29 protein-coding genes are annotated in these 25,516 nt (G+C 71.6%); 14 read left to right on the forward strand and 15 right to left on the reverse strand.

All coding sequences use genetic code 11. The features are described from left to right. Positions 1-42 precede the first annotated feature (42 nt). Positions 43-366, forward strand: a complete 324-nt coding sequence (locus FB559_RS42735; RefSeq protein WP_141963840.1) for a YciI family protein — start codon at positions 43-45, stop codon at positions 364-366. A gap of 163 nt (positions 367-529) precedes the next feature. On the opposite strand, the gene FB559_RS42740 is transcribed toward FB559_RS42735, so the two are convergent. Next, a complete protein-coding gene (locus tag FB559_RS42740; protein WP_141963842.1) occupies positions 530-1,120 on the reverse strand; it encodes a TetR/AcrR family transcriptional regulator in 591 nt (196 codons plus the stop codon). Between the two features lie 144 nt (positions 1,121-1,264). On the opposite strand from FB559_RS42740, the gene FB559_RS42745 reads away from it, so the two are divergent. Together FB559_RS42745 and FB559_RS42750 are read left to right on the forward strand one after the other, a co-directional pair. Then, entirely contained in the window at positions 1,265-1,999 is a 735-nt protein-coding gene (locus FB559_RS42745) for an SDR family NAD(P)-dependent oxidoreductase (protein ID WP_037738440.1), read from the forward strand. A gap of 33 nt (positions 2,000-2,032) precedes the next feature. After that, positions 2,033-2,656 (forward strand): NADPH-dependent F420 reductase, encoded by a 624-nt coding sequence (locus FB559_RS42750; protein WP_141963844.1) that lies wholly within the window; start codon positions 2,033-2,035, stop codon positions 2,654-2,656. A 9-nt stretch (positions 2,657-2,665) separates the two neighbouring features. Here the strand turns inward: FB559_RS42750 and FB559_RS42755 are convergent, their stop codons facing one another. Genes FB559_RS42755 through FB559_RS42765 form a run of 3 tightly spaced genes read right to left on the reverse strand, consistent with a single transcriptional unit; the run spans position 2,666 to position 5,716 of the window. After that, entirely contained in the window at positions 2,666-3,556 is an 891-nt protein-coding gene (locus FB559_RS42755; protein WP_141963846.1) for a carboxylesterase family protein, read from the reverse strand. Between the two features lie 35 nt (positions 3,557-3,591). Next, on the reverse strand, positions 3,592-4,761 hold the full coding sequence (locus FB559_RS42760; RefSeq protein ID WP_141963848.1) for a coiled-coil domain-containing protein: 1,170 nt from the start codon (positions 4,759-4,761) through the stop codon (positions 3,592-3,594). Between the two features lie 55 nt (positions 4,762-4,816). Continuing rightward, complete coding sequence (locus FB559_RS42765; protein WP_141963850.1) at positions 4,817-5,716, reverse strand: alpha/beta fold hydrolase; 900 nt, start codon at positions 5,714-5,716, stop codon at positions 4,817-4,819. Between the two features lie 149 nt (positions 5,717-5,865). Here FB559_RS42765 and FB559_RS42770 point away from each other — a divergent pair, with 149 nt between their 5' ends. Continuing rightward, complete coding sequence (locus FB559_RS42770; RefSeq protein ID WP_246122930.1) at positions 5,866-6,957, forward strand: tyrosine-type recombinase/integrase; 1,092 nt, start codon at positions 5,866-5,868, stop codon at positions 6,955-6,957. Positions 6,958-7,069: 112 nt separating this feature from the next. Here FB559_RS42770 and FB559_RS42775 read toward each other — a convergent pair whose 3' ends face one another. Next, positions 7,070-7,636, reverse strand: coding sequence for a TetR/AcrR family transcriptional regulator (locus tag FB559_RS42775; RefSeq protein ID WP_221640742.1), 567 nt, complete (start codon positions 7,634-7,636; stop codon positions 7,070-7,072). Positions 7,637-7,738: 102 nt separating this feature from the next. On the opposite strand from FB559_RS42775, the gene FB559_RS42780 reads away from it, so the two are divergent. Beyond that, on the forward strand, positions 7,739-8,683 hold the full coding sequence (locus FB559_RS42780; protein ID WP_141964179.1) for an NADP-dependent oxidoreductase: 945 nt from the start codon (positions 7,739-7,741) through the stop codon (positions 8,681-8,683). Here the strand turns inward: FB559_RS42780 and FB559_RS42785 are convergent. After that, positions 8,674-8,901 (reverse strand): hypothetical protein, encoded by a 228-nt coding sequence (locus FB559_RS42785; RefSeq protein WP_141963854.1) that lies wholly within the window; start codon positions 8,899-8,901, stop codon positions 8,674-8,676. The genes FB559_RS42780 and FB559_RS42785 overlap by 10 nt on opposite strands. Before the next feature lie 478 nt (positions 8,902-9,379). Continuing rightward, a complete protein-coding gene (locus tag FB559_RS42790) occupies positions 9,380-9,883 on the reverse strand; it encodes a MarR family winged helix-turn-helix transcriptional regulator (RefSeq protein ID WP_141963856.1) in 504 nt (167 codons plus the stop codon). A gap of 89 nt (positions 9,884-9,972) precedes the next feature. Between FB559_RS42790 and FB559_RS42795 the strand changes: the two genes are divergently transcribed. Both FB559_RS42795 and FB559_RS42800 read left to right on the forward strand, forming a co-directional pair. Then, entirely contained in the window at positions 9,973-10,509 is a 537-nt protein-coding gene (locus FB559_RS42795) for a dihydrofolate reductase family protein (protein WP_141963858.1), read from the forward strand. A 315-nt stretch (positions 10,510-10,824) separates the two neighbouring features. Then, the gene (locus FB559_RS42800; RefSeq protein ID WP_141963860.1) at positions 10,825-11,331 is read left to right on the forward strand and encodes a cupin domain-containing protein; all 507 of its coding nucleotides are present in this window, start codon (positions 10,825-10,827) and stop codon (positions 11,329-11,331) included. A 242-nt stretch (positions 11,332-11,573) separates the two neighbouring features. On the opposite strand, the gene FB559_RS42805 is transcribed toward FB559_RS42800, so the two are convergent. The 3 genes from FB559_RS42805 to FB559_RS42815 all read right to left on the reverse strand — a co-directional run bounded on the left by FB559_RS42805 (position 11,574) and on the right by FB559_RS42815 (position 13,817). After that, entirely contained in the window at positions 11,574-11,975 is a 402-nt protein-coding gene (locus tag FB559_RS42805) for an RNA polymerase sigma factor (RefSeq protein ID WP_221640743.1), read from the reverse strand. After that, positions 11,897-12,298: a YciI family protein gene (locus FB559_RS42810; protein WP_246122950.1), complete on the reverse strand. Its 402-nt coding sequence runs from the start codon at positions 12,296-12,298 to the stop codon at positions 11,897-11,899. Before FB559_RS42810 ends, FB559_RS42805 begins: the two co-directional genes overlap by 79 nt. A gap of 100 nt (positions 12,299-12,398) precedes the next feature. Continuing rightward, positions 12,399-13,817, reverse strand: a complete 1,419-nt coding sequence (locus tag FB559_RS42815; RefSeq protein WP_342781063.1) for an MFS transporter — start codon at positions 13,815-13,817, stop codon at positions 12,399-12,401. Here FB559_RS42815 and FB559_RS42820 point away from each other — a divergent pair. The 3 genes from FB559_RS42820 (at position 13,711) to FB559_RS42830 (ending at position 17,014) form a co-directional block, all read left to right on the forward strand. After that, positions 13,711-14,340, forward strand: coding sequence for an IMPACT family protein (locus FB559_RS42820; RefSeq protein ID WP_141963864.1), 630 nt, complete (start codon positions 13,711-13,713; stop codon positions 14,338-14,340). The two genes, FB559_RS42815 and FB559_RS42820, sit on opposite strands and share 107 nt — an antisense overlap. Before the next feature lie 351 nt (positions 14,341-14,691). Further along, a complete protein-coding gene (gene rox, locus FB559_RS42825; protein WP_141963866.1) occupies positions 14,692-16,119 on the forward strand; it encodes a rifampin monooxygenase in 1,428 nt (475 codons plus the stop codon). A gap of 46 nt (positions 16,120-16,165) precedes the next feature. Beyond that, positions 16,166-17,014: an RCC1 domain-containing protein gene (locus FB559_RS42830; protein WP_141963867.1), complete on the forward strand. Its 849-nt coding sequence runs from the start codon at positions 16,166-16,168 to the stop codon at positions 17,012-17,014. 40 nt (positions 17,015-17,054) lie between these two features. On the opposite strand, the gene FB559_RS42835 is transcribed toward FB559_RS42830, so the two are convergent. Continuing rightward, positions 17,055-18,425, reverse strand: coding sequence for an MDR family MFS transporter (locus tag FB559_RS42835; RefSeq protein ID WP_141963869.1), 1,371 nt, complete (start codon positions 18,423-18,425; stop codon positions 17,055-17,057). A 71-nt stretch (positions 18,426-18,496) separates the two neighbouring features. Between FB559_RS42835 and FB559_RS42840 the strand changes: the two genes are divergently transcribed. The 3 genes from FB559_RS42840 to FB559_RS42850 are packed head-to-tail and all read left to right on the forward strand — an operon-like array spanning position 18,497 to position 20,734. Beyond that, positions 18,497-19,132 (forward strand): TetR/AcrR family transcriptional regulator, encoded by a 636-nt coding sequence (locus FB559_RS42840; RefSeq protein ID WP_221640745.1) that lies wholly within the window; start codon positions 18,497-18,499, stop codon positions 19,130-19,132. 41 nt (positions 19,133-19,173) lie between these two features. After that, a complete protein-coding gene (locus tag FB559_RS42845; protein WP_185792761.1) occupies positions 19,174-19,755 on the forward strand; it encodes a TetR/AcrR family transcriptional regulator in 582 nt (193 codons plus the stop codon). 34 nt (positions 19,756-19,789) lie between these two features. Beyond that, the gene (locus FB559_RS42850) at positions 19,790-20,734 is read left to right on the forward strand and encodes an SDR family NAD(P)-dependent oxidoreductase (protein ID WP_141963874.1); all 945 of its coding nucleotides are present in this window, start codon (positions 19,790-19,792) and stop codon (positions 20,732-20,734) included. Positions 20,735-20,741: 7 nt separating this feature from the next. Here the strand turns inward: FB559_RS42850 and FB559_RS42855 are convergent, their stop codons facing one another. Beyond that, positions 20,742-21,803: a cation diffusion facilitator family transporter gene (locus FB559_RS42855; protein WP_246122931.1), complete on the reverse strand. Its 1,062-nt coding sequence runs from the start codon at positions 21,801-21,803 to the stop codon at positions 20,742-20,744. Between the two features lie 92 nt (positions 21,804-21,895). Here FB559_RS42855 and FB559_RS42860 point away from each other — a divergent pair, with 92 nt between their 5' ends. Then, positions 21,896-22,240: an ArsR/SmtB family transcription factor gene (locus FB559_RS42860; RefSeq protein WP_221640746.1), complete on the forward strand. Its 345-nt coding sequence runs from the start codon at positions 21,896-21,898 to the stop codon at positions 22,238-22,240. Between the two features lie 5 nt (positions 22,241-22,245). On the opposite strand, the gene FB559_RS42865 is transcribed toward FB559_RS42860, so the two are convergent. From FB559_RS42865 to FB559_RS42875, 3 genes are all read right to left on the reverse strand, one after another. Next, complete coding sequence (locus FB559_RS42865) at positions 22,246-23,892, reverse strand: class I adenylate-forming enzyme family protein (RefSeq protein WP_246122932.1); 1,647 nt, start codon at positions 23,890-23,892, stop codon at positions 22,246-22,248. Positions 23,893-24,021: 129 nt separating this feature from the next. Then, a complete protein-coding gene (locus FB559_RS42870; RefSeq protein WP_141963878.1) occupies positions 24,022-24,474 on the reverse strand; it encodes a hypothetical protein in 453 nt (150 codons plus the stop codon). 2 nt (positions 24,475-24,476) lie between these two features. Next, the gene (locus tag FB559_RS42875; RefSeq protein ID WP_141963880.1) at positions 24,477-25,439 is read right to left on the reverse strand and encodes a ribonucleotide-diphosphate reductase subunit beta; all 963 of its coding nucleotides are present in this window, start codon (positions 25,437-25,439) and stop codon (positions 24,477-24,479) included. Between the last annotated feature and the right edge of the window lie 77 nt (positions 25,440-25,516).

Here is a 25,516-nt window from a genome sequence, read left to right on the forward strand (position 1 = left end):
ACCGAACCATGCCGTCTTACACCCACAGGAGATGATCTTCAGATGCGTTACCTGGTTTCCGTGATCGATGACAAGAGCAATCCCGGCAGCACGGACAGGCAGCCTGCCATCAGCGTGTTCAACGAACGACTGATCGCCGAGGGCTACTGGGTTTTCGCGGGGGGACTCGCGGACACCGACGCGGCCACGGTCATCGACAACCGGGGCGAGCAGGCGGTCTTCAGCGACGGACCTTTCGTGGAGTCGAAGGAGTACCTCGCCGGCGTCTGGGTGTGGGAGGCCCCCGATCTGGACGTGGTCCTCAAGCTCGCCGCCGAGGCGTCGAAGGTCTGCGATCGAAAGATCGAGGTACGGCCGTTCCAGTGAGCCGTCGCCCCGCCGCGTGCAGGGGTCTGAGAAACATCCGTGTCAGAGCGCGCTCATGCACATCGCCGGCCTGGCGTAACTCGGCTGCACCGTTCTCCCTTTCCCCTCGCGTCCAGCCCGGCGGTGAGGTGCCACGTCGACTCGACACGTCCTTCGGTCTCGGTCACCGGTCATCGCCGGCTGTGGCGGGGATGGCGTTGTCGATGAGGACGGCGGCGGTGGCGGCGGCGGTGGGGAAGGCGTCGGCGTTGAGGACCCTGGTGCGGGCCGCGGCGCCGTCGATGAGCAGCGCGAGCTGCTCGCCGAGCTGTTCGGGGTCGGCGGCGCCGGCTTCGCGGGCGGTGTCGGCGAGCCGCGCGGCGACGGCCTTCTTGTAGTCGCGTGCGTACTGGGATGCGGGGTGCTCGGGGTCGTGCAGCTCGACGGTGGCGGCGATGTAGGGGCACAGGGGAGTGGCGGGGGGGATGTCGAAGGCGGCGAGGAGCCGTTCGCGGGGCGTGAGGTCGGTGCGGTCGAACACGCCGGACAGAACGGAGGGGTCGAACCGGCGCAGGTACTCGGCGACGAGTTCGTCCTTGCCGGTGAAGTGCTGGTAGGCCGTGCGCTTGGACACCTGGGCCGCCGCGCAGAGCTGGTCCATGCCGGTGCGGTTGATGCCCTGCTCGCGGAACAGCTGCTGGGACGCGCTGATGATGCGCTCGCGGGCGCCCCGGCCGCGGCGGCGGCCCGTGGGGCCCTTCTCCAACTGCGTCATGGCTCCATCGTACCGCGGCTAGGTAACGACCAGTGTACATAATTTGCGTCCCGGCCGCCCGCCCCGTACGTTAAGAAAACAGGGCGGTGTACATAACACCGTCGCCCCAGGTGCGCACAGCACCACCGACCCACGGGAGCGACTATGGGGAAGCTTGACGGCAAGGTAGCGGTCATCACCGGCGGCACCACCGGCATGGCACTGGCCGGCGCGAAGCTGTTCGTCGACGAGGGAGCGCACGTCTTCATCACCGGCCGACGCCAGGACGCCCTGGACGAGGCCGTGAAGCAGATCGGCCGCAACGTCACCGGCGTCCAGGGCGACGCCGCCGACCTGGACGACCTGGACCGCCTGTACGACACCGTCAAGCGGGAGAAGGGAAGCCTCGACGTGCTGTGGGCCAGCGCCGGCGGGGGCGAGCCCGCTCCGCTCGGCGAGATCACCGAGGCCCAGTTCGACACCTGGTTCGGGCTCAACGCCCGCGGCACCCTGTTCACCGTCCAGAAGGCCCTCCCGCTCTTCAACGACGGCGGCTCCATCCTCATGACCGGTTCCAACGCCTCCCTCGGCGCCTTCCCCGGCTGGAGCGTCTACGCCGGCAGCAAGGCCGTCCAGCAGGCATGGGCCCGCATCTGGCTCAACGAGCTCAAGGACCGCCGCATCCGCGTCAATGTCCTGACCCCCGGCCAGGTCGCCACCGCCAAGCAGGAAGAACTCTTCGACGAGGCCACCAAGCGCCAGTTCGAGTCCCTCATCCCCCGCGGCCAGATGGGCCGCCCCGACGAGATCGCCACCGCCGCCCTCTTCCTCGCCTCCGACGACTCCAGCTACGTCAACGGCATGGAACTCGTCGCCGACGGCGGCACCACCGCCATCTGAACCGAACGACACGCAACCAGGGCAGGACATCTCATGAGCAGCATCAGCATCATCGGCACCGGGAACATGGCCCGCACCATCGGCACGCGGGCGGTAGCGGGCGGCAACACCGTCGAGGTCATGGGCCGTGATCAGTCCAAGGCCGCTGACCTGGCCAAGGCTCTCGGCGGCGGCGCCACGATGGGGGAATGGGGCACCGCCCCGGCAGGGGACATCGTCATCATGGCTCTGTTGTACGACGGTGTCGTGCCGGTCGTCGCCCAGTACGGAGACGCTCTGGCGGGCAAGGTCATCGTCGACATCAGCAATCCCTTCAATTCCACGTTCGACGGGCTGGCCCACCGCGAGGAGACCTCCATCGCGCAGGAGGTCGCCAAGGCGGCCCCTGCGAGCGCCGGCGTGGTGAAGGCGTTCAACACCGTCTTCCGCCAGGTCCTGGAGAAGGGCCGGCCCGACATCTTCATCGCCGGCGACAGCGAGCAGGCCAAGGCACGTGTGGAAACGTTCATCAAGAGCCTCGGGCTGCGCCCGCTGGACGTCGGCGGCCTGACGATGGCGCACTGGCTGGAGGGAGCGGGCCTGGTCGCGGTCGGCCTCGCCAACCACGGGGTGGGGAACCTGGACTTCGCCCTCAGCATCACCGAACTTCCCGCCTGAGCAAAGCGCTCAAGTCCCGCCTCCGCGACGTGCCCGTACTCTCGGCCGCCCGGCGCCTACGCGAAGTGCCTGACGTGGGGGAATGAGGGCCGGCCCGGTGAACCGGTGTGGACGAAGCCCGTCCAGGCGCGCTGCACCTCTTCCACCAGCCGCGCGGGGAACGGGCACGGTCCGCAGCCGCTCCGCCTCGCCGGCGCCCAGGCCGAGGACGTCCAGCAGGCGGCGGCCGATCCCGGCCGCCTCTCGCGGGTCGTACGGCGGGACCCCGGTCGGTGTGCTCTGCAGGATGACCTGCTGGAACAGGTCGCGACCCGCGGGGTGTCCCGACAGCGCGAGGGCGGACAGCGCTCCGGCGGACTGACCGGCGAGCGTGACGCGCTCCGGGTCACCGCCGAACGCGGCGATGTTCGCCCGTACCCAGTCCAGCGCGGCGATCTGGTCGAGCAGGCCGAGGTTGGCCGGGGCGAAGTCCGGCGACAGGTCCAGGTATCCCAGGGCGCCCAGCCGGTAGTTGACCGTGACGACGACCAGCCGCCCGCGCTCGGCCAGCAGGGCGCCGTCGTACCAGGCCTCCGCGCCCGAACCGCTGGTGAAGGCGCCGCCGTGCAGCCAGACCAGCACCGGCAGGCCGGTCCCGCCCGGAGTCCAGACGTTCAGTGACAGGCAGTCCTCGTCCTGGTCGAGGTCGCTGCCGGGCCCCATGACCCCTTCCAGCCGGGAGGGCGGCTGCGGCGCCGCCGGGCCCATGCGGACGGCGTCCCGCACGCCTTCCCAGGTGGGGACGGGTCGTGGCGCGGCGAACCGTTCGGCGCCGGCGTACGGGATGCCACGGAACGCCGTCACCGTGCCGGTGGAGACACCGCGCAGCGCTCCGGCGGGCGCGTGAACCATGTCGCTCATCTGTCAGCCCTCCAGGAAAGGTGGCTCCGGGCCCGTCATGGGCTCGCGGTCGGGGCCGGGCCGGGCTGGGCGCGCAGCTCGGCGGTGACCGCCCGCTCGCGCTGGCCGTCGGCGTCGGCGCGGGCCGCGGCGCGTTCGCGTTCGAGGTCTTTGGTACGTGCCTGTTCGGCGCGCAGAGCGAGGCGTGCCTCCTCAAGCTCGTGGCGTAGCCGTTCGGCGGACTCGCGTGCGCCGGCGGTCTCGCCGCGGAGGCGTTCGGTCTCGGCCTGGGCGGTGTCGCGGGCGGCGACCGCCGAGGCGCGCTCGGCGTCGGCGGCGCCGGCGCGTGCTTCGGCGCGGTCGCGGGCGGCCTCGGCCGCCTCCGCGCGTGCCTGCGCGGCCGACTCGGCGCGTTCGGCCTTCGCCATGGCCGCCCGCGCCTCGGTCAGGGACTCGCGGGCGTGCTCGGCCTCGCGTACGGCGCGTTCCGCGTCGCGTCCGGCCTGCTCGGCGGCGCGTTCGGCGTCGGCTGCGGCGCGGCGTGCCGCCTCGGCCTCGTTCGTGGCGCGCGTGACCTCCGCCGCGGCGGACGCGATCTGCTCGGCCGCGCGCCGCTCGGCCTCGGCCGTCCGCGCCTCGGCCTGCGCCGTCGCCTGTTCGATGGCGCGTTCGGCGTCCGCCTCGGCCTGGCGGACCAGACGCCCTGCCTCGGAACGTACCCGCTCCGCCTCGCCGGTCGCCTGCTCGGCCTCGGCCTGCGCGGCGGACCGTTCGGCCTCGGCGTGCAGTGCCCGCCGCTCGGCCTCCTGGGCGCGTTCGTCGGCCTGGTCGGCCTCGGCGCGTGCGTGTTCGGCGTGTTCGGCGGCCTGCTCGCTGCCGGCGATGGCGGCGGCGACGCGTGTCTGCGCCTCGGCGCGTTCGGCGCTCAGCCGTGCCTCCACACCGCGCGGGGACAGCTCGGCGTCCAGCGCGGAGGCGAGTGGCGCGATCGCCGCGGCGAGACCCTGCTCCATCCGCTCGTACAGGTCCTCGGCCCTGGCGAGGGCACCTTCCAGCCCGGGTACGGTGCGGCGGAGCTCACGGTCACGCTTGGCCCGGACCTGGCAGTCTCGGTCCAGGCAGTACGCGCGTGGCCGCCCGCGCCCGGATCGCTGGGGTACCGGCCGCCCGCAGTAGCGGCACGGCCGCTCGGCCTCGTCGGTCTCCTGCCGGGTATCGCTGGTCATGGCCTCTCACATGTCGGGTCGGGTCGGCGGGGACGCGCAGCGGGCGGGTCCGTGCTCACCGCGCCTCCAGGAAGTCCTCGATGGCGGCCCGCAGCAGGCCGGGTGCCTCCAGGTGAACGTCGTGCCCGGCCCCGGGGATGTGCGCCATCACCGTGTCCGGGCGGGTGCGCCTCATCTCATCCGCGTCCACTGACGGGATGATCCCGGACTCGGCCAGGACCACGAGCGTCGGACACGCCACCTGCTCCCATTCGCGCCAGAACGAACGCGGGGAGGCGTCGGTCAGGGACCGGACCATGAGGGCGGGGTCGAACCGCGGCCACCAGCCGTCCTCGCGTTCCTCCAGGCCGGCCGCCCATCCGGCGCCTGCCGCGCCGCCGCCGAAGAACCGGGCCGCCGCGGCGGGGGAGGGGAAGGGCACCGGCCATGAGGCGAGCCAGCGTTCGACCCCCGCCACGCCGCCGGCGTCGGGCAGGCCGGGACTCGCCTCGACCATCACCAGCGCGCGTACGAGATCGGGCCGCGCCGCGGCCACGAGCATCGCGGTGTGCCCGCCCAGCGACTGCCCGACCAGGACCACCGGCTCGGGCCCGCCGTCGTCGGTGTTCCGGCATGCCGTGTGGCCGGTCCGGGCCTCCGTGGGTCGTGGTTCGGGGTGCCCGTGCATGCTGCTGCCATGGCCGGCCCGGTCACCGTACGGAACTTCGATGACGGCGATGACGTCCGCGACGTAGGCGGCGCGGGAGACGTCGGCGGGGTGGCGTTCGCTCGCGCCCTGACCGCGCTGGTCGACGGCGATGACCCGGTGGCGCTCGCTCATCCACGCGGCCGTGGCGTCCCACTCGCCGGAGTGGCCGGCCAGGCCGTGGAGCAGCACCACCGGCCGTCCCGTTCCGCTGTGGTCGTGGACGGCCAGGCGTACGCCGCCGCTGAGGACGGTGCGCTCAACCGCCACGGAGGCCCTTTCTCTCGGAGTTCGTCGTGCGCTCGCAGGCTAGCATTTTCTGATTTTCTGTTTCTGGAAAATAACAACTCCAGAAAAATGATGGTGAGTAACTCACGAGAATGTAGATTCCCGCAAGTTACTTCGCTAGGATCGGCCCGGTGACGACGCATGCGGGGGAGTTGTCCCCGGGCCGTGAACCGGTGGCGAGGAAGGGCGGCGCCTCGGCCGCCGCGCCGGCGGTGACCGGCCGCACGGCCGGTGGGGAGCGAGCGGTCGACGGCTGGGGCGGTCCTGAGACGCCGCTGCTCTATGACCCCGAGCGTGACCCGTACCGCGTCTACCTGGACCGGCTCGACAGTGCCGGCTCGCGCCGGACGATGCGGGGATGCCTGGACCGGATCGCGCGGATCATCGCGATGGACGCTTCGGTGACCGGGGCCGGGCGGCCGTGGTGGCTGCTGCGTTATGAGCACACGACACGGATCCGCGCCGAGCTGCGCAACCGTACCGGTGAGAACGGCGGCCCGGCGTACTCACCGGCGTCGGTCAACAAGCATCTGGTGGCGTTGCGGCAGGTGCTGCGCGAGTGCTGGCGGCTGGGCCTGATGAGCGCCGAGGACTACCAGCGGGCCGCGGACCTTCAGTCGGTGGAGGGATCGCGGCTCCCCCGGGGCCACCACCTTCCCGGCGAAGCGCTGGGCGCGGTCCTGGCCGTGTGCGCGGCGGACACCTCACCGGCGGGTGCGCGTGACGGCGCGCTGCTGGCCGTCCTGTACACCACGGGCGCGCGCCGCGCCGAGATCGCCGGCCTGGCACTGGCGGACTACGACCCGTCCGAACGGTCCCTGCGCGTGCGCGGCAAGCGCGGCAAGGAACGCCTCGTCTACGTGACGGTCGAGGCGGCGGCGCGCCTGGACGCCTGGATCGCGGTACGCGGCCGTACGCCAGGGGCGCTGTTCCCGCCGATCAGCAGGGGCGGCCGGTGCCGGGGCACGGACGGGCGGCTCGCCCACCCGACGGGCCAGGCGATCGCCGGGATCCTGACGCGCCGGCTCGAACAGGCGGAGGTCGCCCCGCACACGCCCCATGACTTTCGCCGCACGTTCATCGGCGAGCTGCTCGACGCGGGCGTCGACCTGGCCACCGCCCAGCAACTGGCCGGGCACGCCTCCCCGGCCACCACGGCACGCTATGACCGGCGTCCCCAGCGCCGCCGCCGCGAGGCCGTCGACCGCCTCCGCCTGCCCTGACCCGGACGCCTCGAGCCTGCGCGGGGTACGGGTCAAGGCAGGCGGCTCGGACCCCGTTCTCGCTCGCCCCAGGACACCGAACCAGACCGCCAGGGCGCCCTCGAGCCGGCGCTCACGGCTGCCGTTGGGAAAGACCGGCGAGCAACAGGTTCGCGAGTCTCTGGGTCGCGGCGGCCGCCTTCTCGGCCGGAAGGGCACGGAACGAGGCGATCGCCAGCAGACCGACCCGTACGTCCTCGACGGACACGCCATCACGGACGGCGCCGGCGCTGCGGGCGCGTTCGACGAGACGCGCCAGCGCGCCGGCGTGCGCGCGGCGCTGTTCGGCGAACGGCGCCCCCGCAGCATGAGAACCGAGCAGTGCCTCGTTCAGCCCCCGGTCGCTGACCTGGCGCTCGGCGAACCGGCGGATGGTTCCGCTCAGCGCGCGCCACGGATCGGGGTCGGCCAGAGCGGCCCGCATCTCCGCGCCGCACAGTGTCACCTGCTCGACGAGGACGGCGGAGATCAGGTCCGAACGCGACGGGAAGTGCCGGTAGACGGTCGCGACGCCCAGACCGGCGCGCCGCGCGATCTCACGTACCGGCAGGTCCAGCCCTTCCGCGGCGAACGCGGCTCGCGCGACCGCGACGATCTGCCCGCGGTCGCGCTTCGCGTCCGTCCGGGGTTTTCGAGTCAATACCGCCCGCGCACCTCTCACTTACCGCGATCCGGAACAAGTGTTCCTTTTCCGGATCTAGCGTAGTGCGCGCTCACGTCGTCCAGTCCCCGGCAGGTGATCGTGTACGCGGTCCAGTTCGACCGGTTCGGCCCGCCCGGGGTGCTCACCGTCGGCCCGTTCCCCGAGCCGCACGCGGGCCCCGGACAGGTACGGATCAGGGTCAGGGCCGCCGGAGTCTCACCCGTCGATGCCGCGCTGCGCGCGGGCCTGACCCCCGCGAGCCAGAGGATCACGTTGCCGCACGTCCCGGGAGTGGACGCCTCCGGAGTGATCGACGAGGTCGGCGAAGGCGTCACCGGCGCCGCCATCGGGGACGAGGTGTTCGGCGCGGTCGACGTCGCGCGGCTGGGCGGCGCGAGCGCCGAGTTCGCCGTCCTGCGGTTCTGGGCCGCAAAGCCGCCGGCGCTGTCCTGGGAGGAGGCCGGGGCGGCGGGCACGAGCGTCGAGACGGCGACGCGGGCACTCGACGCGCTCGGCGTGCGCGCCGGGACGGTCCTGCTGGCCGCCGTCGTCGCGGGCGGGGTCGGCAACGCCTGCGTGCAACTGACGGTCGCCCGCGGTGCGCGCGTGATCGGTACGGGCCGGCCGGAGAGTCACGGCTTCATCGACCGGCTCGGGGCGACTCCCGTCACCTATGGGCCGGGACTGCCCGGAAGGGTAGGTGGGTTGGGGCGGGTCGACCGCGCGCTGGACGTGGCCGGTGCGGGTTCGCTGCCCGAGCTCGTCGCGATCGCCGGGACGCCGGCGTCGGTCCTGACCCTCGCGGACTTCGCCGGGCCGGAGCTGGGAGTGCGCCTGTCGCTGGGCGAGCTCGGCGGCGAACCGGACGGACGTCACGGTCTCGCCGCCGCGGCCGCACTCGCGGGGGAGGGCCGCTTCCGCGTTCCGCTGCGGGAGGTGTTCCCCATGACCCGAGCGGCCGAGGCTCACGCGCTCGCCGCGCACGGACCTCGCCAGGGCAAGATCGCCCTCACCGCTCTCCCGGATAGCGGTGATCACCGCTGAGGGCAGCGGCCGGATGCCGGCCTCTGCTCGCCCGCACACACATCACAGGTGTACTCGGCCCGCTCGTCTGACAGGCGGCCTCGGCCGGTGATCAGGCACAGATCCGCGGCCTCGGGCGTGCGGGCCGGGGGGCGCCGGTCGGCGAGGAACAGCGGCCCGTGCGTACGGCCCGCGATCAGGCGTGGCAGCAGGCGTGCGGTGCCGGACTGCCAGTGCACCCCACCGCAGGATGTCGCCCTTGGCGGTGATCCGACCGCGTTTGTTCTCCAGGTCCAGGTCCTCGATGTCGAGCGCGAGGATGGAATCGGCGCGGGCCGCGGACTCATACAGCAGCGTCCACAGCGTCTTCTCCCGCAGGGATAGGGGCTTGAGCAACAACCACTCGGCCAGTGGCGTTAGCGAGCCGGCGCGGGCGTGCCAACGGAGTACTCCGCGGTGGACATGCCTTGATCGGCGGGGACGTCCCCATGATCTCCGTAGTCGGAGCGTCTTCGGTGTCCGAGCTCGTCGAGAGCCTCGAAGCGGTCGACCTCGACTTGACCGCAGACCAGCGTGCCCGTCTGGCCAGGCGGCTGGAACCCTGGGAACCGTGCCGACTCGGGGCTTGAGCGGCATCCGGGGGTGACGGGCTGTCCTTTGACGCCGTTGCCCTGGTGAACCGGCCGAGCAACGGCGACGTGCCGCCGCTCAGCCCGTTCAGATGTCGCGGTTCTTGACCGCATGCAGCAGGGTGTACATCGCGTCGTCCAGTTGGTGCTGCTGCCGTTGGGACAGCCCGGACAGCAGCGCGGCCTCGTTGGCGGCATGGTTACTCATGGCCGCGTCGACGGTCGCCATGCCCTTGTCGGTGAGGGTCACCAGGAAGCTGCGGCGGTCCTCGGGGTCCAACCGCCGGTGGATCAGGCCGGCCCGGTCGAGCCGGTCGAGGCGGTTGGTCATCCCTGCCCGTGACAGCATCAGTTGCTCAGACAGCCCCGACGGGGTCACCACGTAGGGCGGCCCGGACCGGCGGATCGCGGCCAGCACGTCGAACTCTCCGTTTCGCAGGCCGTGGCGGGCGAAAACCTCGTCAAAGGAACGGTTCATGATCGCGGCGAACCTCGTCACCCGCGCCAGGACCTCGACCGGCCACAAGTCCAGGTCAGACCGCTCCCGCCGCCACTGCTCGATCACCTTGTCGACCTCATCACTCTCACGCATGCCGCCATCATACTATTTGACGAGTGATAGTTCGACGCATTACTATCTAGGCATCGAACTACACGCGTTCCGAACACCTGGAGGACCTCATGCGCAAGATCATCGCGAGCCTGTTCGTGTCCCTCGACGGCGTGGCCGAGGCGCCCGACACCTGGCACTTCCCCTACTTCAACGACGAGATGGGCAACGCCGTCGGCGCGGCCATGGCCGAGTCCGACGCAATGCTGCTCGGCCGCGTCCAGTACCAGCAGTTCGCGGCGTACTGGCCCTCCAGCGAGGATGAGTTCGCCGGCTTCATGAACAACCAGAAGAAGTACGTCGTCACCAACACCCTGACCGAGGCCACCTGGAACAACACCGAGATCATCAGCGGCGACGTGCTCGGCGGGCTCCAGGCACTCAAGAACTCCGAGGGCAAGGACATCGCCGTGACCGGCAGCCTCACCCTCGTGCGATCACTGCTCACGGCCGGACTGCTCGACCAGCTGCAACTGTTCGTCCACCCGATCGTGCTCGGCAAGGGCGCCCGGTGGTTCGACGACCTCGACACCGTCGAACTGCGACTGGCATCGGCCCAGACCTTCTCCACCGGAGTGATCCATCAGACCTACACGCAGGCCTCCTGACCACCTCCACCGGCCTGCGGCCAGCTGTCAGGTCGTGACCGTGGTGGCCAAAGATCATCACTCTGACCTCGTGCTTGCCAGCGCCCAGGTCCTGGTCATCGCGCTGAAGCCGTTGATCTAGGACCTGGCGCTGTCGGCAACGAGAAAGGCTGACGTTTACCTCTTCGCCGATGGACTGGCCATCGTCCTGAACCTGCTGATCTTCTCCGTCGGCGTTCGGCATCCCACTTCGCCACCCCAGCCGTCGTCCTGATCAACACGGCCCTGCTGTTCGCCGCCTGAACCACCCCAATCTCAACCCCACGGAGCAGCACCATGTCACTCATCGTCGCGGACTTCGTCGAATCCGTTGTCGTACGCGGCGGCGAAGCCGAGGTCATCGGCCAGGCCCCCACCACGATCCGCCTGCTGGCCGACAGCAGTTCCACAGGCGGCGCCCTGTCCACCCAGCGAGTCACCCTCACCGACGGAGCCGACGGCGCCAAACCCCACCACCACGCCAACGCCGCCGAACTGTTCTACATGCTCGACGGCACGGCCCAACTGCTGTCCGGCGACCAGATCGTCACCGCACAGACCGGCGACCTGGTCGTTGTACCACCCGGGAGAGCCCACGCCTTCGCCGCCGCCCCCGGCCTCAACGCCGACATCCTCATCGTCATCACCCCCGGCGTGGAACGTTTCGAATACTTCCGCCACCTGGAACGCATCGCCCACGGCAAGGTCCCACCGGAAAGCCTGCTAGAGGTCCAGGAACTCTACGACACCTACTTCCACAACAGCGCCGCCTGGAACACCCTTCGGCCAAGGCCTGGAAAGTGAAGCGGCAAAGAGAATCAGTAGCAGAACACAGGGCTGGTGAGGCTGGTCGCCCGCCGCGGACAGGCCACCGCCGTACGCAACACCCATGCTCCCAACCGTACGCATCCACTGAGCCTGGCTGGTATCGGCCTCTGACTGATGAGTGGCTTCGCTACCGCGACAGCCGGTGGAGCATGCGCGTCAGGCGGATCACCTCGGCCGACAGCGGGCCGGCGGCAAGGTCGGGGCCCGCGGTGCTCACGTTAGCCCTCGTTGAAGATCAGGTAGAGGGTGTGCAGGACCGCGCCGAGCCGCTCGGCGCGGTCGGCGGGCATCGCGAACGGGACGCCGCTGTCCTTGATGGTCTTCTTGGCCCGGCTGATGCGCCGGGCCATCGTCGGTTCGGGGACCAGGAACGCGCGGGCGACCGGGACGCCGTGCGATGGCCATTGGAGGGCGGCGGCGAGCAGTGCCTCCTGCGTGGCGTCCTCGGCGGTGTCGAAGTGGCCGAAGCGCCGTACGACCGCGCCGAGGACCTGCGGCGCCAGGTCGCGCGGCAGGTCCTCGATCCGGGGCGGCGGAGCGGTCAGAGGTCCAGCTCGGTACGGGACCCGGCGACGGGCCGTACGTCGATGACGCTGGAGACGCCGGCCGGGCCGGGGCACTGGGTGAGGCCCGCGGCGATCTCGGTCGCGCGGTCGAAGCCGTCGCATTCGACGATCCAGTAGCCGGCCAGGACCTCCTGGGTCTCGGGGTAGGGCCCGTCGGTGACGACCGGGACGCCTTCCTTCAGGGTGATCCGCCTGGTGTGCGCCGGTGCGGTCAGCCCGCGGGTGTCGACGAGCTCCCCGGACCTTTCCAGGTCCTCGTTGAACGCCTGCATGAAGGCGCCCATCGCGGCGAACTCCTCCGGGGACCAGGCCGGCCCGCTGCCGGGGGCGCCGCCGAGGCTGTCGTAGTCCTGCTGCGAACCGTAAATCAAGATCATGTACTTCACGGTCTCTCCTCTGCGCGGACGCCGTCCTTCGGCAGAGACGTCGGAGCCGCGGATCCGACCCGGACATCGGCGGCGAACCGATCCTCACGCCTCAGTCTGCCCGCTCCCGCGCCGGCACGGCGTAGCGGGACAGCGCCGGGATGGCGACCTTGAGCAGTGCCGCGCCCAGGACCGTGGCCAGGCCGCCGCCGACCGCGCTCGCGCCCGGTGAGGTGACCGACGCGACGGCGCCCGCGCGGAAGTTGCCGAGCTGCGGGCCACCGGCGCCGATGACGAAGTCGACGCCGGTGACCCGCCCGCGGAACCGGTCCGGCGTGGCGACCTGCACGATCGTCGAGCGGATGATCACACTGGTGGTGTCGGCCGCGCCGGCCAGGACGAGCAGGACCAGGCCCAGCCACAGCGTGTGGGCCAGGCCGAACCCGGCGATGGCCAGGCCCCACACCATGACGGCGGCGAGCAGCGTACGGCCGGGGCGTGACGCCTGGCCGGCCGGGCCGGACAGCGTGGAGCCGAGCAGCCCCCCGATGGCCGGCGCCGCGGTGAGCAGCCCGAGGGTCTGGGCCGTGCCGCCGAAGTGCGCCTCGTTCAGGGCGGGGAACAGCGCGAACGGCATGCCCAGGACCATTGCGTCCAGGTCGGCGAGGAACACCCCGGCCAGCACCGGCCGGTGGCGGATGAACCGCAGTCCCTCGACGACGGCCGTGACACCGGGCCGGGTGGCGCCGTCCTGTGGTGGCATCGGGGGCAGCCGGCTCAGCGCGTACAGGGTGCCGGCGAAGCTCACCACGTCCGCCAGGTAGCACAGCCGCAGGCCGCCGGCGGCGGTCACGACGCCGGCCAGGGCCGGGCCGGCCATCATCCCGAGCTGGAAGTTCAGCTGGTTCAGCGCCACCCCGGCCGCGACCTGGTCCGCCGCGAGCAGCCGGGGCACGAACGTACGGCGCGCCGGCGCTCCGATCCCGCCCAGCAGCGCCTGCACGGCGACCAGGACGTACAGCGGCCACAGCAGGCCCAGCCCGAGGAACGCCTGCGCGGCCAGCAGCGCCGACACCACGATCGAGCCCCAGTTGGTGATCAGGACGAGCAGCCGCCGGTCGACCGCGTCGGCGACCGAACCCCCGAACAGGCCCAGGATGATCAGCGGGGCGCCGGTGGCGAGCCCGACCGCGCCGACCGCGGCCGACGAGTGGGTCATCCGGTAGACCTGCAGCGTCACCGCGAACCCGGTCATCTGGCCGCCGATGATCGACAGCGATGACCCGGGTCCAGAGCCGCCGGAAGTCCGCCGAGTCCCGCAGCGGCCTGGTGTCCAGCACGAAACGCCGCCGCGCCTTGTCCGGCATCGCCCCGTCGCCCCCAGGTTCGGTCGGTCTCGGCCACGCGCGTACGGTGGACGCGACATGCACGCGATCAAGCAGTCCGGCGTGCACGAGCTCGAGATCCGCCGGTCCCGGTTCGTCTGCGCGCTCGCCCGCGTCACGACCGAGCCGCAGGCGCAGGAGTTCATCGCCGGACGCCGCAGGAGCCTGCACGACGCGTCCCACCACTGCACCGCCTACGTTCTCGGTGAGCACGGAGACATTACCCGCAGCAACGACGACGGGGAACCCGGCGGTACGGCCGGGCGGCCGATGCTGGAGGTCCTGGGGCGCCGCGAGCTGACCGGTACGGTCGCGGTGGTGAGCCGCTACTTCGGCGGGATCAAGCTCGGCGCGGGCGGCCTGGTCCGCGCGTACGGGCAGGCGGTCGCCGAGACGGTCGACCTGGTAGGAGTGGTCGAACGACGGCCGGTGGTCACCGTCACCGTGATCAGCGACCACGCGCACGCGGGACGTCTCACCCGTGACCTGCACGCCTCGCCGTACACCCTGGCCGGCGCACGGTACGGCGGCTCGGCCGAGATCGACGTCGTGGTCCCCGCCGGTGAGCTGGAGGCGTTCGACGCGTGGGTGGCCGCGGCCGGCGGCGGGCGGGCGCGGACCCGCCGCGGTCAGGCCGGGCACGTGGAGGTGCCGGCGGACCGCCGGTAGCCGCCAGGTTCTGCGCGATCGACTGGCGGCTGGCGTTCTGCGCGGTGGCCAGGTACGCGGCGGTGAACGCGTGCCAGGCCGGTGGGAAGCGGGCGGCCGTGTCGGCCCGGAGCCGCCGGTGAGGACCATGCGGTGCGCGCGTCCCGGCTGAGGGGCTCGTAGGTGGGGCGCACCGAACTCGCCACCGGATGGCGTTTCGCGCGAGGAGGTCGCTCGTCCAGAGCGGACGGCGGAGGGAAAGGGAGGCTGCTCAACCCCCCTCCATTTTCAAGATATAGCGCACCGGGGGGCTTGCGGCAAGACCCGGGTGGTGCCGCAGAATCGCCTCCTCGTCGAGTGGGTGGGGGTTTCATGATTGACGTGATCGTTGCCGGTGGCGGACCGACCGGCGTGATGCTGGCCGCCGAGTTGCGACTGCACGGTGTGCGCGTGGTCGTGCTGGAGAAAGAGGCGGAGCCGACCATCTACGTACGCTCGCTCGGACTGCACGTGCGCAGCGTCGAGGTGATGGACCAGCGCGGTCTGCTGGAGCGGTTCCTCGCGGTGAGCCGGAGGTACCCGGTCGGGAGTTTCTTCGCCGGTATCCCCAAGCCGTCGCCGGACCGGCTGGACACCGCCCACCCGTACACCCTCGGTATCCCGCAGCCCACCACCGACCGGCTGCTGACCGAGCACGCCATCGAGGTCGGCGCCGAGATCCGGCGCGGCTGCGAACTGGCCGGGCTGAGCCAGGACGAGGACGGGGTGACCGTCGAGCTGGCCGACGGCTCGCGGCTGCGTTCGCGTTACCTCGTCGGCTGCGACGGCGGCCGCAGCACGGTGCGCAGGCTTCTCGGTGTCGGTTTCCCCGGCGAGCCCACCAGGGTCGAGACGCTGCTGGGCGAGATGGAGGTGACCGAGGATCCGCAGACGGTCATCGCCGTCAACGAGGAGGTACGCAAGACCCAGCTGCGGTTCGGCGCCATGCCGCTCGGGGAGGGGGTGTACCGCGTCATCGTGCCCGCCGCGGGGGTGTCCGAGGACCGCGCGGTCCCCCCGACCTTCGAGGAGTTCAAGCGGCAGCTGCGGGCCGTGGCGGGCACCGACCTCGGTGTGCGCTCCCCGCGCTGGCTCTCGCGGTTCGGCGACGCGACCCGGCTGGCCGAGCGCTACCGTACCGGCCGGGTGCTGCTGGCCGGAGACGCGGCGCACATCCATCCGCCGACCGGCGGGCAGGGCCTCAACCTCGGCATCCAGGACGCGTTCAACCTCGGCTGGAAACTGGCCGCCGAGGTCGCCGGCTGGGCGCCGGAGGGGCTGCTGGACAGCTACCACACCGAACGGCACCCGGTGGCCGCCGCGGTACTGGACAACACCCTCGCGCAGATGCAGTTGCTGTCCACCGAGCCGGGTCCCCAGGCCGTACGCCGGCTGGTGTCGGAACTGATCGCCTTCGAGGACGTGAACCGGTACCTGACCGAGAAGATCACCGCGATCGGGATCCGCTACGACTTCGGCGAGGGTCACGAACTGCTCGGCCGGCGGCTGCGGGACGTGGAGCTGAAGCGGGGCCACCTCTACGGGCTGATGCGTGCCGGCCGCGGGCTGCTGCTCGACCAGACCGGCCGGCTCTCGGTGGCGGGCTGGGCGGACCGGGTCGACCACGTCGTCGACGGCGGTGAGGAACTGGAGGTGCCCGCGGCGCTGCTGCGGCCGGACGGCCACGTGGCGTGGGTCGGTGAGGACCAGCAGGAGCTTTTGGGCCGGCTGCCCCGGTGGTTCGGCGCCGCCGCCGGCTGAGCGCGCTGGATCCGCGAAGGCCCCTGCGATCCGGAATGCTGTGCACATGATCAGTGCTGTCATCGCCGCCGGACGACGGCACTCGCTGGGGCTGTGTGCCGACGGCACCGTGGTCGCCGCCGGCACGGGAACATCCGGCGAGTGCCGGGTCGGGGAGTGGGCCCACGTGGTCGCCGTGGCGGCGGGCAACGTGCATACGGCGTCGAACACCGGGCGGTCCCACAGCGTCGGCCTCCGCGCGGACGGCACCGTGACGGCGACGGGCTGGAACGGTGACGGGCAGTGCGACGTCGCGGGCTGGCGCGGCGTGATCCGTGTCGCCGCGGGCTGGCGCCGCACCTTGGGGCTGGTGGGTGACGGCACCGTGCTGGCCGCGGGACGGCTCCGCGAGGGGGCATGCGATGTGAGCCGGTGGCGTGAGGTCGTCGCGCTGGCCTGTGGCGACTGGCATTCGGTGGGCCTCAGAGCCGACGGGACCGCCGTCGCGGTGGGCAACGATCGCCGCGGGCAGTGCGCGGTCGGCACGTGGCGTGACGTCACCGCCGTCGCCGCCGGTTACCTTCACACGGTCGGTCTCACCGATGACGGGCGCGTCCTCGCGGCCGGGGATCGATCGGCGGGTGCCTGTGATGTCAGCGCCTGGAGGGACATGACGGCAGTGGCGGCGGGAAGCCACCACACCGTCGGAGTCACCGGGGCCGGCCGGGTCGTCGCCGTGGGCGGCGGAGACTCCGGCCAGTGCGACGTGGCCGGCTGGCGCGGAATCGTCTCTGTGGCGGCCGGATCCACCCACACTCTCGGACTACGCGCGGACGGAACGGTCGTCGCCGCCGGTGGCAACGAGCACGGTCAGTGCGACATCACCGGATGGGGCGCGATCCGGTCGCCCGCCTAGACACCGCACGCAGGCATGCCCTGTTCCCGGTAGCGGCCTCCTACCGCGATCCGCGCACGCGCGGCAGGAGCATCGCGGGCACCAGCGTCAGGGCGGTGAAGCCCAGCACCCACCAGAACGTCCCGGCGAAGCCGGCGGCCGTGTCGTGGTGGGCCGCCAGGATGGCGGTGAGCACGGCCGCGCCGACCGAGGCGCCCACGGTCTGCACGGTCGTGATGACACTCGTCGCGCCCGGGATCTCGGCCGGCGCCAGTCCCTCATAGGCCGCCGCCGAGACCGGGACGGCGACGGCCGCCACCCCCGTTCCCCAGATCAGCAGGGCCACGCCGAGTGCCACCCCGCTGGTGTGGGGCCCCACCTGGGTGAAGACGAGCGTGCCGAGCGTGGTGACGGCGATGCCCGCCAGGACGACGGGGCGGGCGCCGATCCGGTCGGTGAGGCGGCCGACGTAGGGGAGGGCGAGCATCGTGCCCAGGCTCTGCGGGGCCAGGAGCAGGCCCGCGCTCAGCGCGCCGTACCCGCGCACCTGCTGGTAGTACAGCGGCATCAGGATCAGCACCCCGAAGATCGACAGCCGGGACAGGAAGCTCAGCGCCGTCGCGGCGGCGAAGGGCCGGTGGGCGAACAGCCGAAGGTTCAGCAGTGGCGCGACGGCACGCGGGCGCGACGCGTGGACGGCGAAGACCACGAGCAGGGCCGTCCCGGCGGCCAGCAGCGGGAGCCGGTGTGCCGAGGTGGACAGCCCGTAGAGGGTCAGGCCCAGCCCGGGCGCCAGGAGCGCCAGGCCGGTCAGGTCCAGCCAGCGGCCCTCGCCGCGGTGTTCGGGGGCGTCGGCGGGGATGCCGCGCCTGGCTAGCAGCAGCGCCACCAGGCACACCGGGACGTTGACGTAGAAGATCCACCGCCAGCTCGCGGCGTCCACGATCACGCCGCCGATCAGCGGCCCCATGATCGGCGCGACCTGCGCGGGCATCGCGACGATGGCCATCACGCGCCCCCGCTGTTCGGGGCCGGCCGCCCGCGCCAGGATCATCAGGCTCAGCGGCACGATCATCCCGCCGCCGACGCCCTGCAGCGCGCGGAAGGCGATGAGGCTCCCGGCCGACCAGGCCAGGCCGCACAGGGCCGAGCCGGCGAGGAAGGCCGACAGGGCGAACATCCACATGGTGCGGGCGCCGAACCGCTCGGCGAGGCGGCCGGTGACCGGGATGACGACCGCGATGGCCAGCAGGTAGGCGGCGCTGACCCACTGGATCGTGGTGACCGGCGTGCGGAAGGCGCGGGCGAGGTCGGCCAGCGCGACCGCGACCATCGTCATGTCCAGCATCGCGGTGATGCCCCCGACCACGATGACGATCCCCAGGGTCCGCAGGGCGGGGTCCAGCCGCGTACGGGCGGTCGTGTCCGTCATGCGCAGCACACTACACCGTGCAGTGTAGTAGTACTACACTGCACGGTGTAGCCGCCGCAGGAAGGAACCCCGTGCCCGACACCCCGGCTCTGCGTCAGGGCTCACCCGCCAAACGCGCCGCGATCATCCGCGCGGCCCTGGAGGTGTTCCTGCGCGAGGGATACGCGCGCGCCGGCGTCGACGCCATCGCCGCCACGGCCGGGGTCTCCAAACGCACGATCTATGACTACTACGGCGACAAGGAGACCCTGTTCCTGGCCGCGGTGGGCGAGACCGCACAGGCGCAGACCACCGTCTTCGCCGACCTGCTGGACCGCACGCTCGGCGAGGTCACCGACATCGCCGAGGCGCTGACGGCCTTCGGCCGCGTGTTCGCCACCGAGATCGCCCGGTCACCCGAGCGCGCCGCCGTGATGCGCCTGATCATCGCCGAGGCGTCCCACTTCCCGCAGCTGACCCGGCCCGCACCCGAGGACCGCCCGGTCCAGCGCGCCCTTGCCGACCGGCTCGCCGCCCTCGGCGAACAGGGCCTCCTGGAGGTGCCCGACCCGCTCGAGGCAGCCGAGTTCCTCGGGCTGCTGGTCACCGGCCGCGTCAACAACCGCTCCTGGTACGGCGCGGTACGCCTGCCCGACGCCGAGATCGACCGGCTCGTCACCGGGGGAGTGGCGGTCTTCCTGCGCGCGTACGGCCCCCGAACGGGCTGACGGATTAGACAAGAACTGTTTTTCTGTCTAATGTCCCTGGTGTGAGCGACGCAGGCACCACAGACGATCCCAAACGCGCCGCCGTGCTGGCGGCCGCCGTCGAGGTGTTCGGACGGTACGGCTTCCAGAAGACCTCGATGGAGACGGTCGCCAAGTCCGCCGGCATCTCACGGCCGGGCCTGTACCTGCTGTTCCCGAACAAGGAACAGCTGTACCGCGCCACGATGCAGGGCGTCATGGAACGCGCCCAGCAGGCCATGGAGGCCTGCTTCGCCGACCAGACCCGAAGCCCGCAAGAACGCGTCGTCGCGGCACTGGACGCGCTGATGGGCCCCTACGTCGAGACCCAGGTCGCCCGTGACCTGGGCGAACTCCTGGCGAACAGCGGCCCCCAGCTCGGCTCGATGTTCCACGACTACCAGGAAAGGGCCAGGGCGACGATCAGCGCCCGGCTCCAGACGCTCACCCCGCCCGGCGTGCTCACCGACGAGCTCGGCGCCGACGACGTCATGGACATCCTCTTCTCCGCCGCCCTGACCTGGAAGCAGACCGCGGCCACCCGCGCCGAGTTCGGCGACCGCGTCAGGCGCGCCGTCCAGATGATCTACCGCACCGCGCACTGACCCTCACGACGCGACCCACCCACGGAGTACAACCATGCCCACGATCACCACCCCCTTCGACGCCCACTCGACCGCGGCCGAGGTGATCGCCGGCGTCGACCTGACCGGCAGGCGCGCCGTCATCACCGGCGGCTCATCAGGAATCGGCCTGGAGACCGCCCGCGCCCTGGCCACCGCCGGCGCCCAGGTCACCCTGGCCGTACGCGACACCGCCGCCGGCCAACGTGCCGCCGAAGACATCGGCACCGGCACCGTCCACGTCGCCCGCCTCGACCTCGCGGACCGCGCCACCATCGGCGCCTTCACCGCCTCCTGGGACGGGCCGCTGCACATCCTGGTCAACAACGCCGGGACCATGGCCGTACCCGAGCTGCGGCGGACACCCGAAGGACACGAACTGCAGTTCGCCACCAACCACCTCGGCCACGCCGCCCTCACCCTGGGCCTGCACGACGCGCTCACCGCCGCCCAGGGCGCAAGGGTCGTCACCGTCGCCTCCTCCGCCCACCTGATGTCCCCGGTCGTCTTCGAGGACATCCACTTCACCGCACGCCCCTACGACGCCTGGTCCGCCTACGGGCAGTCCAAGACCGCGACCATCCTGTTCACCGTCGCCCTGGCCAAGAAGTGGGCCGCCGACGGCATCACCGCCAACGCGCTCCACCCCGGCGGCGTCATGACCAACCTCCAGCGCCACCTCGACGAGACACAGCTGCGGTTCGTCGGCGCCCTGGACGAACACGGCCAGAGCATGGACGTCCCCCCGGGCTGGAAGACCCCGCAACAGGGCGCCGCCACCACGGTCCTGCTGGCCGCCTCCCCCCACGTGCGAGGAGTGAGCGGACGCTACTTCGAGGACGGAGCCGAGGCCGGCGCCGGCGAGCCGGGCCCCGCCATGAGCGGAGTCGCCGCCTACGCCCTCGACCCCGAAGACGCCGACCGCCTCTGGGACGAGACCGCCCGGCTCCTGCGGCACTGACCGCCGCTCAGGCCCGGTGATGGGCCAGGACCGCGTGCGGATCCTCCCGGCCCGTACCCGCCGGATCGACGTGGATCAGCGCGGCCGTCAGCCGGGGGACCGCGTGCAGCAGAGCGTGCTCGGCCTCGACCGCGATCCGGTGAGCCGCGTGCAGGCTGAGCGACCCGTCGATCACCACGGTCGCCTCCGCGCGCAGCCGATGACCGATCCACCGCGTCCGCAACTCCGCGACGTCCTCCACACCCGCCACCCGGCGCAGCGCGGCCTCGGCCGCGTCCACCAGCGCCGGGTCGACGGCGTCCATCAGACGGCGGAACACCTCACGGGCCGCGTCCTTCAGCACGAACGCGATCCCGGCCGTGATCACCAGACCCATGACCGGGTCCGCGAGCCGCCAGCCGAGCGCCGCCCCACCCGCGCCGAGCAGGACCGCCAGGGACGCGAACCCGTCCGTACGGGCGTGCAGGCCGTCGGCGACCAGCGCGGCCGAGCCGATCCTGCGCCCCGTACGGATCCGGTTGCGCGCCACCCACTCGTTGCCGGCGAACCCGATCACCGCGGCGACCGCGACCGCGGGCAGATGGGAGACCTGCCGCGGGGCGGTCAGCCGGTCGATCGCGGTCACCGCCGCCAGCACCGACGACGCGGCGATGACCACGACGATGACGATGCCGGCCAGGTCCTCCGCACGGCCGAACCCGTAGGTGAACCGCCGCGTCGCCGCCCTGCGCCCCAGCACGAACGCGACCGCGAGCGGCAGCGCGGTCAGCGCGTCGGCCGCGTTGTGGACCGTGTCGCCCAGCAGCGCGACCGATCCGGACAACGCCACGACGATCGCCTGGAACGCCGTGGTCAGCCCGAGCACGGTCAGGGAGATCCACAGGGTCCGCATGCCCGCCGCGGAGGTCTCCATCGCCGGGTCGACCTTGTCCGCGGACTCATGACCGTGCGGCACGACCAGGTGCGCCAGCCGGTGCCGCGCCGCCGCCCATCCCGTCCGGTGCTCGTGCCCGTGACCGGAGGCGTGGTGACCGGCAGGGGTGTGGTGATGCTGCGGTGCGGCGTTCACGGCGGGCGCGGGTCCTTCCGTGTGGCGGGTTCGGCCGGGCGCGGCTGGACAGCGGCCGCTCACACCCCCATTATGTGCATATGAGCGCACGCATGCATCTATCAGGTGCGCATGGCTCGCAAGAACCAGACGAACGCGAGCGCATCGCCACGGCCGCCGAGGTTCTCGGCCTGCTCGCCGACCGGACCCGCCTGACCCTGCTCCGCCGCCTGTGCGACGGCGAAGCGGACGTCACCACCCTCACCGAGACGGCCCAGGCGACCCGGACCTCCGTCAGCCAGCACCTGGCCCGCCTTCGCCTGGCCGGCCTGGTCACCACCCGAAAAGACGGCCGCCGCGTCGTGTACGCCCTGCGCCACGGCCACCTCGAACGCCTCGTCCACGAGGCGCTCAACGTCGCCGACCACCAGATCCGCGGACTCGCCCCCCACGACTGAACCGCTCAGGGCAGCTCGGGCAGACTCCCGTCGGCGATCGCCCGACGCAGCGCGAACCTCTGCACCCTGCCCATCGCGTTGGCCGGCAGTGGATCCGCGACATACCAGGACCGCGGCGTCTCCTCCGACGCCGGCGACGCGCGAAGGAACTCCCGCAGCTCCGCGGCCGACGGCGCCGGATCGGCCGGGGTGATCACCGCCGTCACCTGCTCGTCGCCGTCGGAGCCGGGCACCCCCACCACCGCCGCCGCGGCGACCCCAGGATGAGCCGTCAGCGCGGCCTCGATCCCCAGCGGGGAGATGCGCTCCCCACCCCTGACGATCATGTCCTTGAGACGGCCGGTGACCCGCAGGTAACCGCGCTCGTCCAGCACCCCCACATCACCGGTGTGCAGCCACCCGTCCGGGTCGACCGCCAGCGCCGTCGCCTCGGGCATGCCGAAGTACTCCAGCATCAGCTGGTAGCCGCGGGCGCAGATCTCCCCGTCCCCGCCCACCGGAACCACCGCACCCGAAGAATCCACGATCTTCACCTCGGCCTGCCACAACGGCCGCCCGCCCGTATCCCGCCGGTCCTCCGCCGCGTCCGACGGACCCGTCTGCGCCAGCACCGGACTGAGCTCCGTCTGCCCGTACACGGCCGAGAAACACGCGCCGAAACGCCGCTCGGCCTCCTCCACCAGTGCCGCCGGCGCCAGGTCACCACCGGACAGCAGAACCTCACACGCCCTCACGTCATACGCGTCGAACTCCGGATTCGCCAGCAGCCGCGCGTACATCGCCGGCGTCCCGGCGAACAGCACGCCCCGCCAGTCGTGCATCGCCGCCATGACCAGATCGGGATGGAACAACCGCGCCAGCACCAGCGTGCCCCGCGCCGACGCCGCACCCAGCACCGACAGGCCACAACCACCCGTGTGGGACAACGGCAGCGCCGTCACCCACACCCCACCGTCGGGGAAACCCGCCCGCTCGGCGGCGAACGCCGCGTTCGTCACCAGACCACGGTGATGCAGCACCGCACCCTTCGGAAACCCTGTCGTCCCCGCCGTGTACTGGATCTGCGCCGGATCATCGGCCGCGACCCGAGGCAACTGCCGCGGCGCGGTACCGGCGATGTGCTCGGCCCAGTGCGTGAAACTGACCACCTCACGCAACTCCGGCAGCCCCGCACGCACCCGGTCGACCGTCCCCGCCATGTCCATGCCGTCGAAGACGTCGACATGGAACACCCCCACCGACCCGGACTGCCGCAGGAGATACTCCAGCTCCGCCTCACGCAACGCCGGGTCCGCCGTGACCAGCACCAGCCCGGCCAGCGACGCGCCGTACTGCAACACGACCCACTCCGGCACGTTCGGCGCCCACACCGCGACATGCTCACCGGGGGAGAACCTGCTGCCCAGCCACGCCGCGGCATGCTCGGCGTCCGCGAGCAGCTCGGCATAGGTCCACGCACGGTCGGTACGCTCCGCGCCCGTCACCGTCTCACCGGGCGGCGCCGCCTCGATCAGCGCCGTACGCGACGGCACGGCCTCCGCCGCACGCCGCAGCACCTCACCGGCGGTCAGCTCCAGCACCGGACGAGAGGTGTCCGCGGGCCAGTACGACTCGGTGATCATCGCACCCTTCAGATCGCCGGAGTCGCTCACGGGCTTCCTTCCGATGCGGGGGAGAGGCCCAGGCGGGGCGACAGGCCAGCACTACACCGGCCACGCCCACACCAGGGCCCGGCAGCGGAAAGATCATCTCACGCCGCGGCCCGACGGCCCGAACCGCGATCAGGGCACGCGCGCCGGCACCCGGCCGATTACGGCCACCGACTCGACGAAGAAATAGATGGCGCGGAAGAAACGCACCACCTCACCCTCCTCCAGCCGAAGCCCGCGATACATCACGATCCGCCCGGGATCCTCCCCGCCCAGCAGCGCACCCCACGTCGCCAGATCGGCCGCGAGCACGTACGTCGCATCGAGCGGATCATCCGGACCGACGACGGCCGCCTCGGCGCACACGCCGTCCTTCCACCCGAGCCGCAGATAATGCGGGCCACGCCCGGCCAGGTCACGTACGCCCAGCGCCCACGAAGAGGAGTACGACGCCCGCGCCCGCGCGATCCACTCCCAGTAGGAGTCCAGCTTGCCCGCACGCGCCTCCTCCCCGGGACCCCGGTCGACCGCCGCGCGTACCTCCTCGGCCCACTCAGGGCTGAACAACTCCGGAACCGCCGCCACCCTCAGCCCCCCGCCAGCTCAGGCTGGATACCGGAGATCATCCGCTCCAGATCGGGCGGCAGCCCGATACCGACGTCGGTGAGCTTCATCGTCAGCTGCCGGATCATCAACCGGCGCACCTCCTCCTGCGACCAGCCCAGCGCCTCCAGCATCACCCGCCTGCTCGTCGCACCGTTGATCATCAAGATCGTCCGGAGCGTCTCGTGGATCTCCTGCAGCATCCGCGGGTCCTGCTGGACCGCCTCACGCAGAAACCGCATCCCGAACTGCACATGCCGCGCCTCGTCCCGGCACGTCGCGGTGAACCCCGCGTAGTAACCGGGCAGGAAACCGCGGTTCCGGCAGTAGCTCAACGTGATCTTCATGACCGACAGCGCCAGCACACCCTCGATCCACAGGAAGTACGTCGTGCCATAGCGGACCCGCGCGGCCAGGTCGTCCGGATCGGCGCGCAGCTCGTCCGCCTGATAGGCCAGCAGCCCGAACGGCCCGACGAACGTCTCCGAGACATGCTCGAACGACGCGTCCAGAACCTCCTGCACCGAATCACCCGGCAGCCCGACGACCTCACGGTAGAACCGGTCGAAGAACACCGTGTGCCGCGCCTCGTCCTCGATCTGGCTCGACATGTAGATCCGCGACTCCTCGCTGCCCCCGAGCATGAACACCGGCAGCTCGACCTCCACCTGACGCTCCCCGTGATGGAAGCCGGAAGAGATCGCCACGAACGCGTCGCGTTCCTCCTGCGTCATCGACTCGGACCAGTCCCGCACGTCACGCGTGAAGTCGATGTCAAAGACATCCCAGCGCTGACGCAGGTAACGCCGGTACAGATCGAGATAACCCGGCAGACGCTTGAGGTCCTTGTGCACGTAGTCGATGACGTCGTCGATGTCGATGTCGTTGATCTGCGCCAGCGACGACCCCTCGACCGCCGCGACCTTCTCCTCGGACATCTCCGGCATCGGCCCCACTTCCCTTCGATGACCCGGCTGCCGCATCACCCGGAATCACCCGAAATCCCGGGCAGCTCGTAGAGACT

This window comes from Actinoallomurus bryophytorum (assembly GCF_006716425.1).
In the GTDB taxonomy this organism is placed as follows: domain Bacteria; phylum Actinomycetota; class Actinomycetes; order Streptosporangiales; family Streptosporangiaceae; genus Actinoallomurus; species Actinoallomurus bryophytorum.